General features: G+C 73.2%; 9 protein-coding genes and 1 pseudogene. 8 read left to right on the forward strand and 2 right to left on the reverse strand.

Going from position 1 to position 15084, the window contains the following annotated elements; translation table 11 throughout:
* The first annotated feature begins 258 nt into the window (after positions 1–258).
* The 6 genes and pseudogenes from PV341_RS05320 to PV341_RS05345 form a co-directional block, all read left to right on the forward strand.
* The gene (locus PV341_RS05320; RefSeq protein ID WP_500322964.1) at positions 259–2220 is read left to right on the forward strand and encodes a S53 family peptidase; all 1962 of its coding nucleotides are present in this window, start codon (positions 259–261) and stop codon (positions 2218–2220) included.
* A 249-nt stretch (positions 2221–2469) separates the two neighbouring features.
* A complete protein-coding gene (gene leuS, locus PV341_RS05325) occupies positions 2470–5325 on the forward strand; it encodes a leucine--tRNA ligase (RefSeq protein ID WP_500356869.1) in 2856 nt (951 codons plus the stop codon).
* A 234-nt stretch (positions 5326–5559) separates the two neighbouring features.
* Positions 5560–6198: a hypothetical protein gene (locus PV341_RS05330; RefSeq protein WP_500356871.1), complete on the forward strand. Its 639-nt coding sequence runs from the start codon at positions 5560–5562 to the stop codon at positions 6196–6198.
* 102 nt (positions 6199–6300) lie between these two features.
* Positions 6301–7146, forward strand: coding sequence for a DegV family protein (locus PV341_RS05335; RefSeq protein ID WP_500322969.1), 846 nt, complete (start codon positions 6301–6303; stop codon positions 7144–7146).
* 298 nt (positions 7147–7444) lie between these two features.
* The gene (locus tag PV341_RS05340) at positions 7445–8188 is read left to right on the forward strand and encodes a ComEA family DNA-binding protein (RefSeq protein ID WP_500322971.1); all 744 of its coding nucleotides are present in this window, start codon (positions 7445–7447) and stop codon (positions 8186–8188) included.
* A pseudogene (locus PV341_RS05345) lies at positions 8185–10623 on the forward strand (ComEC/Rec2 family competence protein); the annotation flags it as partial. The gene PV341_RS05340 and the pseudogene PV341_RS05345, both read left to right, overlap by 4 nt.
* 105 nt (positions 10624–10728) lie before the next feature.
* Here PV341_RS05345 and PV341_RS05350 read toward each other — a convergent pair.
* Together PV341_RS05350 and PV341_RS05355 are read right to left on the reverse strand one after the other, a co-directional pair.
* The gene (locus tag PV341_RS05350) at positions 10729–12150 is read right to left on the reverse strand and encodes an APC family permease (protein ID WP_500322972.1); all 1422 of its coding nucleotides are present in this window, start codon (positions 12148–12150) and stop codon (positions 10729–10731) included.
* A gap of 241 nt (positions 12151–12391) precedes the next feature.
* Positions 12392–12772, reverse strand: a complete 381-nt coding sequence (locus tag PV341_RS05355) for a pyridoxamine 5'-phosphate oxidase family protein (RefSeq protein WP_500356873.1) — start codon at positions 12770–12772, stop codon at positions 12392–12394.
* A 93-nt stretch (positions 12773–12865) separates the two neighbouring features.
* On the opposite strand from PV341_RS05355, the gene PV341_RS05360 reads away from it, so the two are divergent.
* Both PV341_RS05360 and PV341_RS05365 read left to right on the forward strand, forming a co-directional pair.
* Positions 12866–13642: an arylamine N-acetyltransferase family protein gene (locus PV341_RS05360; RefSeq protein ID WP_500356875.1), complete on the forward strand. Its 777-nt coding sequence runs from the start codon at positions 12866–12868 to the stop codon at positions 13640–13642.
* 70 nt (positions 13643–13712) lie between these two features.
* Positions 13713–15084 (forward strand): ATP-binding protein (locus PV341_RS05365; RefSeq protein ID WP_500356877.1); only part of this gene is annotated, 1372 nt, incomplete at its 3' end.

A 15084-nucleotide genomic window follows, 5' to 3' on the forward strand; every position in this document is an offset into this window, starting at 1 on the left:
AACGTTGGTTTGTTCGGGCTCCGTTCGGCAAGGATGATCGGTCCTTCACCGGAGCGTCCGCTCTCCGGCACCATATGTCCGCATTCCGGATCGGATTGCCGCCCCAATTGCCCTTTCGTGGGCCTTCCTTGAGTCCTTCTTGGCGAACACATGTCCCTGGCATGAGCTGTTCACCGCGAGAGTGGCGTGGCGGTCCACGCGCGCTGCCGTCTCCGGCGCGCCGCCACTCCGCGCGAACTTCACACAGCAGGGGGTTTCATGAGCTCAACCCGCTCGAGAAGGCGGGCCGGCCTGGCCCTGGCAGCGACACTGCCTCTGGTCGCCGGTGCGCTGGCGATGGGCATACCCACCGCCCAGGCCGACGCACCGCACGGACGTCACAGCCTCGCCGGAAGCAAGCCGGCCTGGGCCACCGCCAAGGCCGACAAGGGCGCCACCGCCGACTCGGCCAAGGTCACCCTCCGGGTGTACCTGGCCGGCCGTGACGCCCAGGGCCTGGCCGCCTACGCCCAGGCCGTGTCCGACCCCGGTTCCGCCTCGTACGGCACGTTCCTCTCGGCGAAGCAGGCCAAGGCCCGCTTCGGCGCCTCCGCGCAGCAGATCGCGCAGACGCGGCAGTGGCTGGAGTCCTCCGGGCTGAAGGTCACCGGCGTCGACGAGCACTACCTGACCGTGACCGGCGACGTCGCCGACGCGGAGCAGGCGTTCGGCACCCAGCTCCACAACTACGCGAAGGGCGCCAAGACCTACCACGCCCCGACCGGGACCGCCTCCGTCCCCGCCTCCCTGGGCGGCGCGGTGCTCACCGTCACCGGCCTGGACAACTCCCCGCGGCGCGCGCAGCACCAGGACACGCTGCCGCCGCCCGGCGCCGTCTTCAAGAACTCCGGCCCCTTCTCCACCTACTACGGGTCGAACACGAACAAGAAGCTGCCGGTCGCCTACGGCACGCGCGCCCCGTACGCCGTCAAGGGCTACACGGGCAAGCAGTTGCGCGCCGCCTACGGCGCGGGCTCGTACAACGGCAAGGGCGTCACCGTCGCCATCACCGACGCGTTCGCGTCCCCGACGATCGTCGCCGACGCCAAGAAGTACGCCGCCCGCAACGGCGACGCGGCCTACAAGCGCGGCCAGCTCTCCCAGGTGCTGCCGGCCGACTACCGCTACACGAGCCCCGACGAGTGCGACGCCTCCGGCTGGTACGGCGAGGAGACCCTGGACGTCGAGGCGGTGCACGCGGTCGCCCCGGCCGCCGACATCACCTACGTCGGCGCCTCCTCCTGCACCGACGACGACCTGCTCGACGCGCTCGGCAAGATCGTCGACCACCGGCTCGCCGACATCGTCTCCAACTCCTGGGGCGACATCGAGAGCAACGAGACCCCTGACATCGCCGCCGCGTACGACCAGATCTTCCAGATCGGCGCGGTCGAGGGCATCGGCTTCTACTTCTCCTCCGGCGACGCGGGCGACAACGTCGCGGCGCACGGCGCGAAGCAGGTCGACACCCCGGCGAACTCCCCCTGGGTCACCTCCGTCGGCGGCACCTCGCTCGCCGTCGGCAAGGGCGACAAGTACCAGTGGGAGACCGGCTGGGGCACCCTGAAGGCCACGCTGGCCGAGGACGGCTCGAGCTGGACGGCCTTCCCCGGCGCCTACACCTCCGGCGCCGGCGGCGGCACCAGCAAGCTCTACGCGCAGCCCTTCTACCAGCGCGGCGTGGTTCCCAACTCGCTCGCGCTGGCCAACGGCGGCACGGTCAAGCAGCGCGTCGAGCCGGACATCTCGGCCGTCGCCGACCCGAACACCGGCTTCCTGGTCGGCCAGACCCAGGCCTTCCCGGACGGGTCCTTCCAGTACGGCGAGTACCGGATCGGCGGCACCTCGCTCGCCGCACCGGTGATCGCGGGCGTCCAGGCGCTGGCGCAGCAGGCCCGGCACGGCGTGCCGATCGGCTTCGCCAACCCGCTGATCTACGACCGCTACGGCACCGGCGCGTACCACGACGTGACCGACCACCCGCTGGGCCGCGGCAAGGACCTCGCGGTCGTCCGCGTGGACTACGCCAACGGCTTCGACGCGGCGGACGGCACGATCACCTCGCTCCGCAGCCTCGGCAAGGACAGCTCGCTGTCCGCGGTCGTCGGCTACGACGACGTGACCGGCGTCGGCACCCCGGCACGCGGCTACCTCGACTCGTACCGGCCGCACCACCGCTGATCAGGTCCGGAAACGGCACGGAAGGGCCCGCACCGGGGGGAACCTCGGTGCGGGCCCTTCCCGCTCTGGGGTACCCTGACCGCATGCGTGCCGTACGCCTTCTGCTTAGCAAGCCGCGCTGACCACGATCGATGTCAGTGCGGCGCCCCTCCTGTGCGAGGGGCTTTTTCGTTTCCGCAGTGAGCAGGCAGATGTCCGTACGGCGGCCGGGCCGCAGGCCGTCATGACAGCGATGGAGTACGAAGGACGATGAGCGAGACCACCCCCGCCGCGGAGGCGGCTGCGCCCCACCGCTACACGGCCGCCCTGGCCGCCGACATCGAGGGCCGCTGGCAGGACTTCTGGGACGAGCACCAGACCTTCGCCGCCCCGAACCCCACCGGTGACCTGGCCGGGGACGGCGAGCTGGCCAAGCCCAAGAAGTTCATCATGGACATGTTCCCGTATCCCTCGGGTGCGGGACTGCACGTCGGCCACCCCCTGGGCTACATCGCCACCGACGTCTTCGCCCGCTTCCAGCGGATGACCGGGCACAACGTGCTGCACACCCTGGGCTTCGACGCCTTCGGCCTGCCCGCCGAGCAGCACGCCGTGCAGACCGGCGAGCACCCTCGGGTCACCACCGAGGCGGCCATGAACAACATGAAGTCCCAGCTGCGCCGGCTGGGCCTGGGCCACGACAAGCGCCGGTCGTTCGCCACGATCGACCCGGACTACTACAAGTGGACCCAGTGGATCTTCCTGCAGATCTTCAACTCCTGGTACGACCCCCAGGCCGACCGCGCCCGCCCCATCGGCGAGCTGGTCGAGCAGTTCGAGAAGGGCGAGCGGCAGACACCCGGGGGGCGGGCGTGGGCCGAGCTGAGCCCCGCCGAGCGTGACGCCGTCCTGGGCGATTACCGCCTGGCGTACGCCTCGGAGTCCCCGGTCAACTGGTGCCCCGGCCTGGGCACCGTGCTGGCCAACGAGGAGGTCACCGCCGACGGCCGCTCCGAGCGCGGGAACTTCCCCGTCTTCAAGGCCAAGCTGCGCCAGTGGATGATGCGCATCACCGCCTACGCGGACCGCCTGCTGGCCGACCTGGACGCCCTGGACTGGCCCGAGGCGATCAAGCTGCAGCAGCGCAACTGGATCGGGCGCTCCGAGGGCGCCAAGGTCGACTTCGCGGTCGAGGGCCACGGCGAGAGCCCGATCACCGTCTTCACCACGCGTCCGGACACCCTGTTCGGCGCCACCTACATGGTGCTGGCCCCCGAGCACCCGCTGGTCGACACCGTGGTGCCGGCCGCCTGGCCGGAGGGCACCAAGGACGCCTGGACCGGCGGCGCGGCCACCCCGGCCGAGGCCGTCGCGGAGTACCGCAAGCAGGCCCAGTCCAAGTCGGACGTCGAGCGGCAGACCGAAGGCAAGAACAAGACCGGCGTCTTCAGCGGCGCGTACGCCGTGAACCCGCTGACCGGCACCCGCGTCCCGGTCTTCGTCGCCGACTACGTCCTGATGGGCTACGGCACCGGCGCCATCATGGCCGTCCCCGGGCAGGACGAGCGCGACTGGGAGTTCGCCACCGTCTTCGAGCTGCCCATCATCCGCACCGTCCGGCCGCCCGAGGGCTGGGAGGGCGAGGCGTACACCGGCCAGGGCCCGGCGATCAACTCCGCCAATGACGAGATCGACCTGAACGGCCTGGAGGTCGCCGACGCCAAGCGCAAGGTCATCGCGTACCTGGAGCAGCGCGGCATCGGCGAGGGCACCATCAACTTCCGCCTGCGCGACTGGCTGTTCAGCCGCCAGCGGTACTGGGGCGAGCCCTTCCCGATCGTCTACGACGAGGACGGCGTCGCCCACGCCCTGCCCGAGTCGATGCTGCCGCTGGAACTGCCCGAGGTCGAGGACTACTCCCCGCGCACCTTCGAACCGGACGACGCGGACACCGAGCCGGAGACCCCGCTGTCCCGCAACGCGGAGTGGGTCCACGTCGAGCTGGACCTGGGTGACGGGCGCGGCGTGCGCCGCTACCGCCGCGAGACCAACACCATGCCCAACTGGGCCGGTTCCTGCTGGTACGAGCTGCGCTACCTGGACCCGCACAACGACCTGAAGCTGGTCGACCCCGAGATCGAGCAGTACTGGATGGGGCCGCGCGAGGGTCAGCCGCACGGCGGCGTCGACCTGTACGTCGGTGGCGCCGAGCACGCGGTGCTGCACCTGCTGTACGCGCGCTTCTGGTCCAAGGTGCTGTTCGACCTGGGCCACGTGTCGTCGGTGGAGCCGTTCCACAAGCTGTTCAACCAGGGCATGATCCAGGCCTACGTCTACCGCGACGGCCGCGGCTTCCCCGTCCCGGCGGCCGAGGTCGAGGAGCGCGACGGCGGCTGGTGGTACGGCGGCGAGCAGGTCAAGCGCGAGCTGGGCAAGATGGGCAAGTCCCTGAAGAACGCCGTCACCCCGGACGAGATCGCCGCCGAGTACGGCGCCGACACCCTGCGCCTGTACGAGATGGCGATGGGCCCGCTGGACGTCTCCCGGCCCTGGGACACCCGCGCGGTCGTCGGCCAGTACCGGCTGCTGCAGCGGCTGTGGCGCAACGTCGTGGACGAGACGACCGGCGAGGTCACGGTGACCGGCGCCGAGCCGGACGAGGACACCCTGCGCGCCCTGCACAAGGCGATCGACGGCGTCCGCCAGGACCTGGAGGGCCTGCGCTTCAACACCGCCATCGCCAAGATCACCGAGCTGAACAACCACCTGACCAAGGCGGGCGGTCCGGTGCCGCGCTCGGTCGCCGAGCCGCTGGTGCTGCTGATCGCGCCGCTGGCCCCGCACATCGCCGAGGAGCTGTGGCGGCGGCTGGGGCACGAGGGCTCCCTGGCGCACGAGGACCTGCCGGTGGCCGACCCGGCGTACGTGGTGGACGAGACCGTCACCTGCGTCGTCCAGATCAAGGGCAAGATCAAGGCCCGTCTGGAGGTGCCGCCGACGATCTCCGACGCCGACCTGGAGGCCCAGGCCCTGGCCGACCCTGCGGTCGTGGCCGCGCTGGACGGCGCAGGGGTCCGCAAGGTGATCGTGCGGGCGCCGAAGCTGGTGAACATCGTCCCCGCGTGATGGCCTGAGCGCCTGATGCGCGGCTGATCGTCCGGCCGGAGCAGGCCGGAGCAGGCCGGAGCAGGCCGGAGCAGGTCGGAGCAGGCCGGAGCAGGTCGGCGCACTCGGTGTAAGGGGCGGGTGGGGGTTCTCCCGGAACCCTCGCCCGCCCCCGTCCGTTTACGGTGGGCATACAACCGATCGAGCAGATCGGGCCGGTCGGACGGACCGGGCCGACCGGGCAGAGGAGCCGCCGTGGATGTCGCCGTCGCCGTGATCCTGCTGCTCTTCGCCTCCTTCGTGGCGCTCGGTGTCGTCGCCGCGGTCAAGACGGCGCGGGCGGTCAAGCGCGGGGTGGAGCGCACCAGCATCGAGGCCCGCCGCGTGGTCGAGGACACCGGCCTGAAGGCCCGCCGGTACAGCAGGCCCGGGCCCGCCGGGAAGCTCGCCGAGCTGCGCCTGGCGCTGCGTACGTCCGTCACGAGCACGGAAGCGGCACTGGAGGGGCAGGCCGCCGTCGACCCGTCGCTGAGCGAGGCCGTGGCGCTGCTCGCCAGGCTGAGCTCCCACGCCCGGGAGCTCGACGCGGAGCTGCGGCTGCTGGAGCGCGAGCCCGACCGCACCCGCATCGCGGCCCGGATCGGCGAGCTGGAGGAGCGCACGCGGCGCATCACCCACTCCGCGGATTCGCTGCGCTGGGCCGCCCAGGACCGGGCCCGTCGCTTCGCCGACGACGACCTCGCGGCGCTGGGCCGCGACATCGACCTGGAGGCCGGGGCGTTGCGGCACTGGGCGCCCTCGGCGCTGCCGGAACCGGAACCGCGCACTCAGCCGGGGACGCGGCGCGGGCGGATGCCCGAGCCGGGCACCGGACAGCCGCCCAAGGCGCTGTGAGGGGCCGGGCGGGGCCGGGACGGGCCGCGGGGACGTTCACCGGGGTTCACCTCGACGGAGCCGTACTGTCGCCCGGCCTTCGGCGCGGGTAACCTCCCGCACATGTCGTCCCATGTCGCTATCGTCACCGATTCCACGGCCTACCTGCCGCAGGAGGCCCTGACCCGGCACCGGATCACCGTGGTCCCCCTGGCGGTGGTGATCGGCGACGAAGCGCTGGAAGAGGGCACCGAGGTGTCGGCGCCCGCGGTCGCCCGCGCCCTGCAACGCCGCAAGCCCGTCACCACGTCGCGGCCGAGCCCCGAGGAATTCGCCGCCGCCTACCGCACGGTGGCGGAGGCGGGCGCGACCGAGATCGTCTCCCTGCACCTGTCGGCGGAGTTCTCCGGCACCTACGACGCCGCGCTGCTCGCGGGGGCGGACGCGCCCGTCCCGGTGCGCGTCGTGGACACCGCGATGGTCGCCATGGCCCTCGGGTTCCCGGTGCTGAGCGCCGCCGAGGCGGCGGAGGCGGGCGGCTCCGCGGACGAGATCGTGGCGGCGGCGGAGAAGCGGGCGTCGGACACGTCGGCGTACTTCTACGTGGACACCCTGGACTACCTGCGCCGGGGCGGACGCATCGGCGCGGCGCAGGCGCTGCTCGGGTCGGCGCTCGCGGTGAAGCCGCTGCTGCAGCTGGACGAGGGCCGCATCCAGCTGCTGGAGAAGGTGCGTACGGCCTCCAAGGCGCTGGCGCGGCTCGAGGAGATCGTCGTCGAACGGGCGGGCACCCGTCCGGTGGACATCGCCGTCCACCACCTGGCCGCCGCGGACCGCGCGTCCGCCCTGGCGGAGCGGCTGCGGGCGCGGGTCCCCGGGCTCAACACCCTCGTCCTCAGCGAGGTCGGGGCGGTGATCGGCGCCCACACGGGGCCCGGGCTGCTGGGGGCGGTCGTCTCCCCGCTGTGACCTCCTTCGGGTGACGGGGTTATCCACAACCTCTGGACGATCCACAGGACTTGGGCAAGATCATCTCGTTGGCGCCGGTCCGCCTACCGTCCCTGACATGGGATCGACCACCGCAACTCCTCGCCACCGCAGGCACCCGTCCGCACGCGTGCCCGCACCCGGGCCCGCCGCCGGCGCGGTCCGGGAACGGGCCGCCGCCCTCTTCGACCGTCCGCCGACCCGTCCCGCGCCACGGGGTGGGGCGGGCGCGGCGGCTCCGGATCCACCGGAACGACCGGATGGGCCGGAGCGGTTGGCCGTGCCGGAACGAGCGGCTGCGCCGGGGGCGCCGGATCCGCCGGGGCGCCGCGCCGCGGGCGCCTGGCGCCTGGCGCTCACCGAGCGCCTCCCCACCTGGCTCTCCGTCCGCTGCGGCATCGAGGCGAAGACGGCGGCCGCCCTGGCCCTCGTCCTCCTCGTCGCCCTCGCCTTCGCGGTGCACCACTTCTGGACCGGCCGGCCGCGCACCGTGGCGGTGCCGCCGGTCGCCGCGGCGCTGCCCGCCGCGGCCGAGGCCCCCGTCGCCGCGCGGGCTTCCGCGGCGGCCGGGCCACGGGCGCCGAGCCCCGCGCCCGGGGCGAAGCCGGTGCTGGTCGTGGACGTCGCCGGCAAGGTCAGGAGGCCGGGGTTGCGCCGGCTGCCCGCGGGGGCCCGCGTGGCGGACGCCGTGGACGCCGCCGGGGGAGCGCTGCCCGGTACGGACACCAGCGCCCTGAACCTGGCCCGCCTGCTGGCCGACGGGGAGCAGATCGTCGTGGGCCGTGCCGCCCCGCAACCGGCCACCGGGGTCCAGTCAACCGCCGCGGCGAGCGGTCCGGTCAGCCTCAGCGCCGCCACCGCCGAGCAGCTGGACGCCCTGCCCGGTGTGGGGCCGGTGCTCGCCCGGCACATCATCGACTACCGCGGCCGGCACGGCGGTTTCACCTCCGTCGAGCAGCTGCGTGACGTCAACGGCATCGGGGACCGCCGGTTCTCCGATCTCAAGCCGCTGGTCACCCCGTGAGCGCGCCCCGCCCGGCGGTGCACGCGGCGGCCGCCTCACCCCGGGGCGCGTCGAACCCGCGCCAGGAGGGCCCGCCGGACCTCCGGCTGGTGGCCCCGGCCCTCGCGGCCTGGCTCGCCGCGGGCGTCGCCCTCGCGGCGCCCGGGCGAGCCGTGGTGGGGGCGTGCGCGCTGGTCGTCCTGGTGGCGCTCGCGTCGTGCGTACGCCGGTGGACGTCGGTCGCCACCGTGGCGCTCTGCGCTGCGGCGTCCGCGGCCGTGGCGGGACTGCACTCCGCTGACCTGCACCGTGGCCCGGTGCCCGCCCTGGCGGCCGAACACGCGCATGCGAGGGTGGAGTTGAGGCTGACGGCGGATCCCCGGCTGATCCGCCCGCAGGTGCGTGGGGCCGTCCGGGCGCCGGAAGCGGTGCTGGTGGAGGCCGAGGCCGTACGCGTGACGGCGAGCGGCACGAGGACCGCCGTCCGTACACCGGTCCTGCTCATCGCCCGGCAACCCGCCCGTACGTGGCTGACGTTGCTGCCCGGCACGCGCGTCGAGGCGGAGGCCCGGCTCGCCCCGGCGGCGGGGCCGGGCGACCGGATCGCCGCGGTGCTGTCGGTGCGAGGGCCGCCGCGCGTCGTGGGGCCGCCCGGCCGTGCGCAACGTGTGGCCGGCGGACTCCGCGCGGGGCTGCGCGAGGCCACCGAGGGCCTGCCGCCCGACGCCCGTGCCCTCCTTCCCGGGCTGGTCGTCGGGGACACCTCCCGTATCCCGGTGGAGTTGCACGACGCGTTCGAGGCCACCGACCTGACCCATCTGACCGCGGTCAGCGGTTCCAACCTCTCGCTGGTGCTGATCCTGCTGATCGGTCCGCCCGGTCTCGCGCTGCGCGCCGAGCGCGGCGGCCTGGCTCCGCGGCTGGCCCTTCCGCTCCGCGTGACGGCCGTGCTCGGGGGAGTGCTCACCGTGGCCTTCGTCGTCGTGTGCCGGCCGGACCCGAGCGTGCTGCGCGCGGCCGCCTGCGGGCTGATCACCCTGCTGGCCATCGGCACGGGCCGCCGCCGCAGCCTGCTGCCCGCGCTGTGCGGGGCCGCCCTGCTGCTGCTCCTCCACGATCCCTGGCTCGCCCGCTCGTACGGCTTCGCGCTGTCCGTGCTGGCCACCGGCGCGCTCCTGGTCCTCGCCCCGCGCTGGAGCACCGCCCTGCGGCACCGGCGGGTGCCACCGCGCCTCGCGGAGGTCCTGGCCGCGGCGGCCGCCGCGCAGGCGGTGTGCGCCCCCGTGGTGGCGGTGCTGGCCGCCCACGTCAGCCTGGTCGCCGTCCCCTGCAACCTGCTGGCGGAACTCGCGGTGGGCCCCGCCACCGTCCTCGGCTTCGCCGCCCTGGCCGCGGCGCCCTTCGCCATGCCCGTCGCCAAGGCACTCGCCTGGGTCGCGGGCTGGCCCGCCGGCTGGATCGCTGCGGTGGCCCGGCGCGGTGCCGCCCTGCCCGGGGCGACGCTCGACTGGCCCGGCACCTGGGCGGGCGCCCTGCTGCTGGCGGCCGTCACCGTGGTGGTGGTCGCGGCGGGGCGCCGCATCCTGCGCCGTCCCTGGCTGTGCGCGGCCGCCGCGCTGCTGCTCGTGCTGGCCGTCGTACGTCCCGCGCCGCTGCCCCGCTCGGTGACCGGCTGGCCGCCGCCGGCCTGGCGGCTGGTGGCCTGCGACGTCGGCCAGGGCGACGCGCTGGTGCTCTCCGCGGGCGACGGCGCCGCCGTCGTGGTGGACACCGGCCCGGAGCCCCGCCTCGTTGACCGGTGCCTGCGCTCGCTCGGGGTCACCGCGATCCCGCTGCTCGTCCTCACGCACTTCCACGCCGACCATGTCGCCGGCCTCCCCGGGGTCCTGCGCGGCCGTGCCGTGGGCGCCATCGAGACCACCACCCTCGACGAACCTTCCGACCAGGCCGCCTTCGTACGCCGTCAGGCGGCCGCCGCCCGCGTTCCCCTGCTGCGCGCGACACCCGGGGAGCGCCGCCGCCTGGGCCCCCTCGACTGGCGTGTGCTGTGGCCCGCCGCGCCCTCCCTGCTCGCGGGCGCCGAGGGTGCCGATCTGGGCGGCACCAATCCCAACGACGCCAGCGTCACCCTGCTGGTCCGCACCGCAGGGCTCACCGTGCTCCTCCTCGGCGACCTGGAGCCCGCGGCCCAGCACGCGCTCCTGACCGCTGCCCCGGACCTCCCGCGCGTCGACGTCCTGAAGGTCGCCCACCACGGTTCCGCCTACCAGGACCCGGCGCTGCTGGTCCGCATCCGGCCCCGTCTCGCGCTCGTCAGCTGCGGGGCCGGGAACCCGTACGGACATCCGTCGCCCCGGACCCTCGCCGCGCTGCGCGCCCAGGGCACCACGGTTTTGCGCACCGACCGGGACGGCCCGGTCGCCGTCCTGGGCGACCGGGAGGACCTGCGGGCCGCCGCGACCGGTCCGTCGCCCGCCGCGGAGCGGGCCGTCCGGGGACGGCGAAGGGCCCGCACCGGTGCACGACCGGTACGGGCCCCACGGGTGCCGGGGACGGGCGGCTCAGGCGTCCTCCAGGCCCATCTCCTCCTCGGGCACGGAGATCACCCAGCGGGTGCTCTGCCGCGGCCGGAGGTAGAAGAGCCAGTAGGCCAGCGAGGCGGCGACGATCACACCGGTGATCACCAGGTCCTGCGCGGTCTGCTGGGTCAGCACGTACGCCAGCACGACGACCAGCAGCAGCGGTATCGCGGGCCACAGCGGCATGCGCCAGGCCGCACGCTCCTTGTGCCCGGCGCGGCGCGAGCCGAGGGCCGCGAGAGCGACGACGACGTACATCGCGGCGACCGCCACGCCGGTGACGCCGCTCAGCGTCTCCACCGGCACGAAGCACAGCACCGCGCCCGGCACGCCCACCGCGAGCGTGGCGATCCACGGGGCGCCGAACCGCTTGCTCAGCGTGCCGAAGGCCTTGTTGACCGGGGCCGGCCAGGCGCGGTCCCGCGCGGAGGCGTACAGCACCCGGGAGTTCTGGATGACCATCACGATGCCCGCGTTGATGATGGCCAGCGCGATGCAGAGGCTGATGAAGGTGCCGACCGCCGAGTTGCTCCAGCCCCGCACGAGCGCCGAGAGGTCGCCCGCCATCAAGGAGTTCATGTCGGGCGCGCCCAGCGTGATCGCGATCGTCGGCACGATCACCACCAGGGCGCCGATGCCGAGCGTCCACAGCACGGTCCGGGAGACCGTGCGCCGCGGGTTCTCCATCTCCTCGGACAGGTACACGGCCGTGCTGAAGCCCTGCAGCACGAAGAGCGCGATCGCCAGCCCCGCGATGATCGTCCCCGCCGTGACCGCCGACCCCACCCCGTGCCCGGCCTCCGTCACCGGGTGGATCAGCACCGAGGCCGACCGCGAGCTGTGGGAGAACCCGAGGAAGGCCACGACCGCCGCCGCGACGACCTCCAGGACCAGGAAGATGCCGGTGATCCAGGCATTGGCCCGCAGGTCCAGCAGGCCCATGACGGTGGCCAGCAGCATGACGGCGGCGCCCGCGATCTTCGGGTCGATCTGCATGATCGGCGCCAGGTACTCGCCCGTGCCGAGCGCGATGATCGGCGGCACGATCATCACGACGATCAGGGACAGCACGAACACGATCCACCCGGCCAGCCGCCCGATGAGCGTGCCGACCATCGCGTACTCGCCGCCCGCGCTCGGTATCAGCGTCCCGAGCTCCGAATAGCAGAAGGCCACCGCGATGCAGAGGACCGCCGCGATCACGATGGTCAGCGCCGTCCCGGTTCCCAGGTCGGCGAAGAGCGGGGGCACGATGACGAACAGCGAGGAGGCCGGGGTCAGGCACGACAGCGTCAGAAGCGTTCCGCCGACCACGCCGATCGACCTCTTGAGCGACTTCGGGGCCTCGATGGGCGGGGCCAGCGGCGAGTGCGGGGCCGTCGGCGGGTGGAGCGTGTCGGTCATGCGCGCATCCGATCGGGTCGGGCTCGAGGGGGCTACCGCCTCCGGTCCAGGGAAACATGAAACGGAATATTCATCTCCGCTTCCGAGGATGAAACCGCGCGCGTCAAGCCCCCGTCAAGAGTCTCCGGACAACGAAATCCGAAGATCAACCAGCCCATGTCCGACGTAAAACCGGCAACTTAAGGCCTGTCACTGTGTATATCGCCGATTGGTGATCAGAATAGCCACGCCCCTTCCTTCATCAGGTCCCGGTCCCGCATCTCCGGCAGCGTCCCCAGGCCTGCACCCATTGCGGCCGGATCGCGTAGAACGCGTACGAAGGTCCGTCACCGCGGGGATCCCACTCGGCCTTCGCCGCGAAGGCGTCAGCGACACCGTCCGGCAGCCGTGCGAAGTCCACGACCCGTGCCGTGCCGTCGATGAGCACCAGATCCCTGGTGTGACCCAGGCTCAGCCGCACCCGTCCCGAGGACTCCAGGCTCCTCCCGGTGGGATTCGTCCTGCGCGTGGCGAGCCACAACTCCTCCCCGTCCCACCAGAACGACAGAGGGACGAGGCACGGCACCTCGCGCGCGTCCGCCGTCGCCACCCACACGTCGCCGCCGTCCCTGAGCCGGCCCATTCGCCGCGGCGTGCCGCTCGCGCAGTGTTCGCGTCATGCCGTGAAGCCAGCCGGGTCTGGCGTGATCGTCGCCGGTTCCCCAAGACTGACGCCATGGACGCTTCCCAGGCCGACGCCTACCTCCGCCGCATCGGCGCCGCGCGCCCCGAACGCCCCGACGCGGCGGCTCTGCGCGAGCTGCACGTGCGCCATCTCGTCGCCGTGCCCTTCGAGAACCTCTCCATCCACCTCGGGGAAGGCGTCTATCTGGACCCCGAGGTCCTCCACGACAAGATCGTGACCGCTCGCCGCGGCGGCTTCTGCTACGAGGTCAACGGCGCCTTCGGCACCCTGCTCGCCGCCCTGGGCTACGACGTCACGCTCTACGCAGCCCGTTCCGTCAACGGCCCGCGCCTCGGCATCCCCTTCGACCACATGGCGCTCCGCGTCCGCACCTGTGACGGTCTCACCCTCCTCGCGGACGTCGGCTTCGGTCGCCATGCGCACCTCCCCCTCGACCTCACCCCCGGCGTCGACCAGAAGGACCCCGGCGGCGTCTTCCGCTTCACCCCGGCCCCGTACGGCGACCTCGACCTCCACCACGACGGCGAGCCGGTCTTCCGCCTCGAACCCCGCCCCCGGGAACTCGCCGACTTCGAGGTCGGCTCCTGGTACCAGCAGACCTCGCCGCACTCCCACTTCACGCGGTCCCTGGTCTGCTCCCGTCTGACCGAGGACGGCGGGAGGCTGACCCTCTCCGGCCGCACGCTCATCACCACCGCTCCGGACGGCATCCGCCGGGAAGAGGCCCTGGACGGCGACGCCGCCGTCCTCGCCGCCTACCGCGAGCGCTTCGGCCTCGTCCTGGACCGGGTTCCCGAGGTAAAGTAAGACTCAATCTACGTAAGATCGGGTCTACCTTTCCACCCGCCTTCCCAGCCAGCCACGGGGGCCGACGCCGATGGAGTTCACCGGCCGCACAGCCGACCTCGAGCACCTCACCGACCTGCTGCGCCGGGTCACCGACGGTACGGCCGCCACCCGCGGCCAAGCCGTGATCGTGACGGGCCGGCGCCGGGTGGGGAAGTCCCGCCTGATCCAGGAGTTCTGCGACCGCTCCGGGGTGCCGTACGTCGTCTTCCAGGCCACCCGCGGCCGGAACCCCGCGGCCGAACGGGCGGACTTCGCCACGGCCCTCGCCCACTCCGGCCTGCCCGGCGCCGACCTCGTCGCCGGCCTCCGGACCGGCGACTGGAACCAGGCGCTGCGCTCGCTCGCCCTCGCCGTCCCCGACACCACGCCGAGCATCGCCGTGATCGACGAGGTGCCCTGGCTGGTGGAGCAGGACCCCGAGTTCGAGGGGGCCCTGCAGACCGTCTGGGACCGCCACCTGTCCGCCAAGCCCGTCCTGCTGGTGCTGGTCGGCAGCGACATGTCGGTGATGGAGGCGCTCCAGACCTACGGCCGCCCCTTCTACGGCCGCGGCACCAAGATGACCGTCCGCCCGCTCCACCTCGCCGACGTGCAGTCCATGACCGGTCTCGGCGCCGCCGATGCGGTGGACGCCCTCCTGATCACCGGCGGCTTCCCGGAGATCGTCCAGTCGTGGCGGCCCGGCACCTCCCGCACCGCGTTCCTGCGCGGGGCCTTCTCCACCCCGCTCTCCCCGCTCCTCGTCGCGGGGGAGCTCTCCCTGCTCGGCGAGTTCCCCGAGGCCTCCCACTCCCGTGCCGTCCTGGAGGCCGTCGGCAGCGGCGAACGCACCTTCTCCTCCATCGCGGCCCGCACCGGGGGCGCCCACCCGCTCCCCTCGGGCACCCTGTCGCCCCTGCTCGGCACCCTCCTGACCAAGCGCGTGCTCGCCGCCGACCTCCCCCTGTCGGCCAAGGCCGACACCAAGAACAAGCGCTACCGCATCGCCGACCCCTACCTGCGCTTCTGGCTCGCCTTCGTGGACCGCGCCCTCCCCCTGATCGAACGCGGCCGGGGCGACCTCGCCCTGGAACGCTTCGAGCGGTCCTGGTCCACCTGGCGCGGCCGCGCGGTCGAGCCCGTCGTCCGCGCGTCCCTGCTCAGGCTGCTCCCCGACGAGGCCTGGCCTCGCACCGAGGCCGTCGGCGGCTGGTGGAACCGCCAGAACAACCCCGAGGTCGACCTCGTCGGCGCCGACCGCGAACCGGTGGCCACGCAGGTCCACTTCGTGGGCTCCGTCAAGTGGTTCGACACCCACCCCTTCGGCCGCCACGAATACGAAGCCCTCGTCCGCGACGTGACCGCAGTCCCCGGCGCGACCCCCGCCACCCCCCTCGTCGCCGTCTCGCGCAGCGGTGTCA

Origin of the sequence: Streptomyces sp. PA03-1a (assembly GCF_033792805.1) — a bacterium.
In the GTDB taxonomy this organism is placed as follows: Bacteria; Actinomycetota; Actinomycetes; order Streptomycetales; family Streptomycetaceae; genus Actinacidiphila.

Excerpts from the sequence above, each read along its gene's own strand:
- PV341_RS05320 (WP_500322964.1), top strand. The coding sequence starts at position 259 with ATGAGCTCAACCCGCTCGAGAAGGCGGGCCGGCCTGGCCCTGGCAGCG.
- leuS (WP_500356869.1), top strand. The coding sequence starts at position 2,470 with ATGAGCGAGACCACCCCCGCCGCGGAGGCGGCTGCGCCCCACCGCTAC.
- PV341_RS05335 (WP_500322969.1), top strand. The coding sequence starts at position 6,301 with ATGTCGTCCCATGTCGCTATCGTCACCGATTCCACGGCCTACCTGCCG.
- PV341_RS05350 (WP_500322972.1), bottom strand. The coding sequence starts at position 12,150 with ATGACCGACACGCTCCACCCGCCGACGGCCCCGCACTCGCCGCTGGCC.
- PV341_RS05355 (WP_500356873.1), bottom strand. The coding sequence starts at position 12,772 with ATGGGCCGGCTCAGGGACGGCGGCGACGTGTGGGTGGCGACGGCGGAC.
- PV341_RS05360 (WP_500356875.1), top strand. The coding sequence starts at position 12,866 with ATGGACGCTTCCCAGGCCGACGCCTACCTCCGCCGCATCGGCGCCGCG.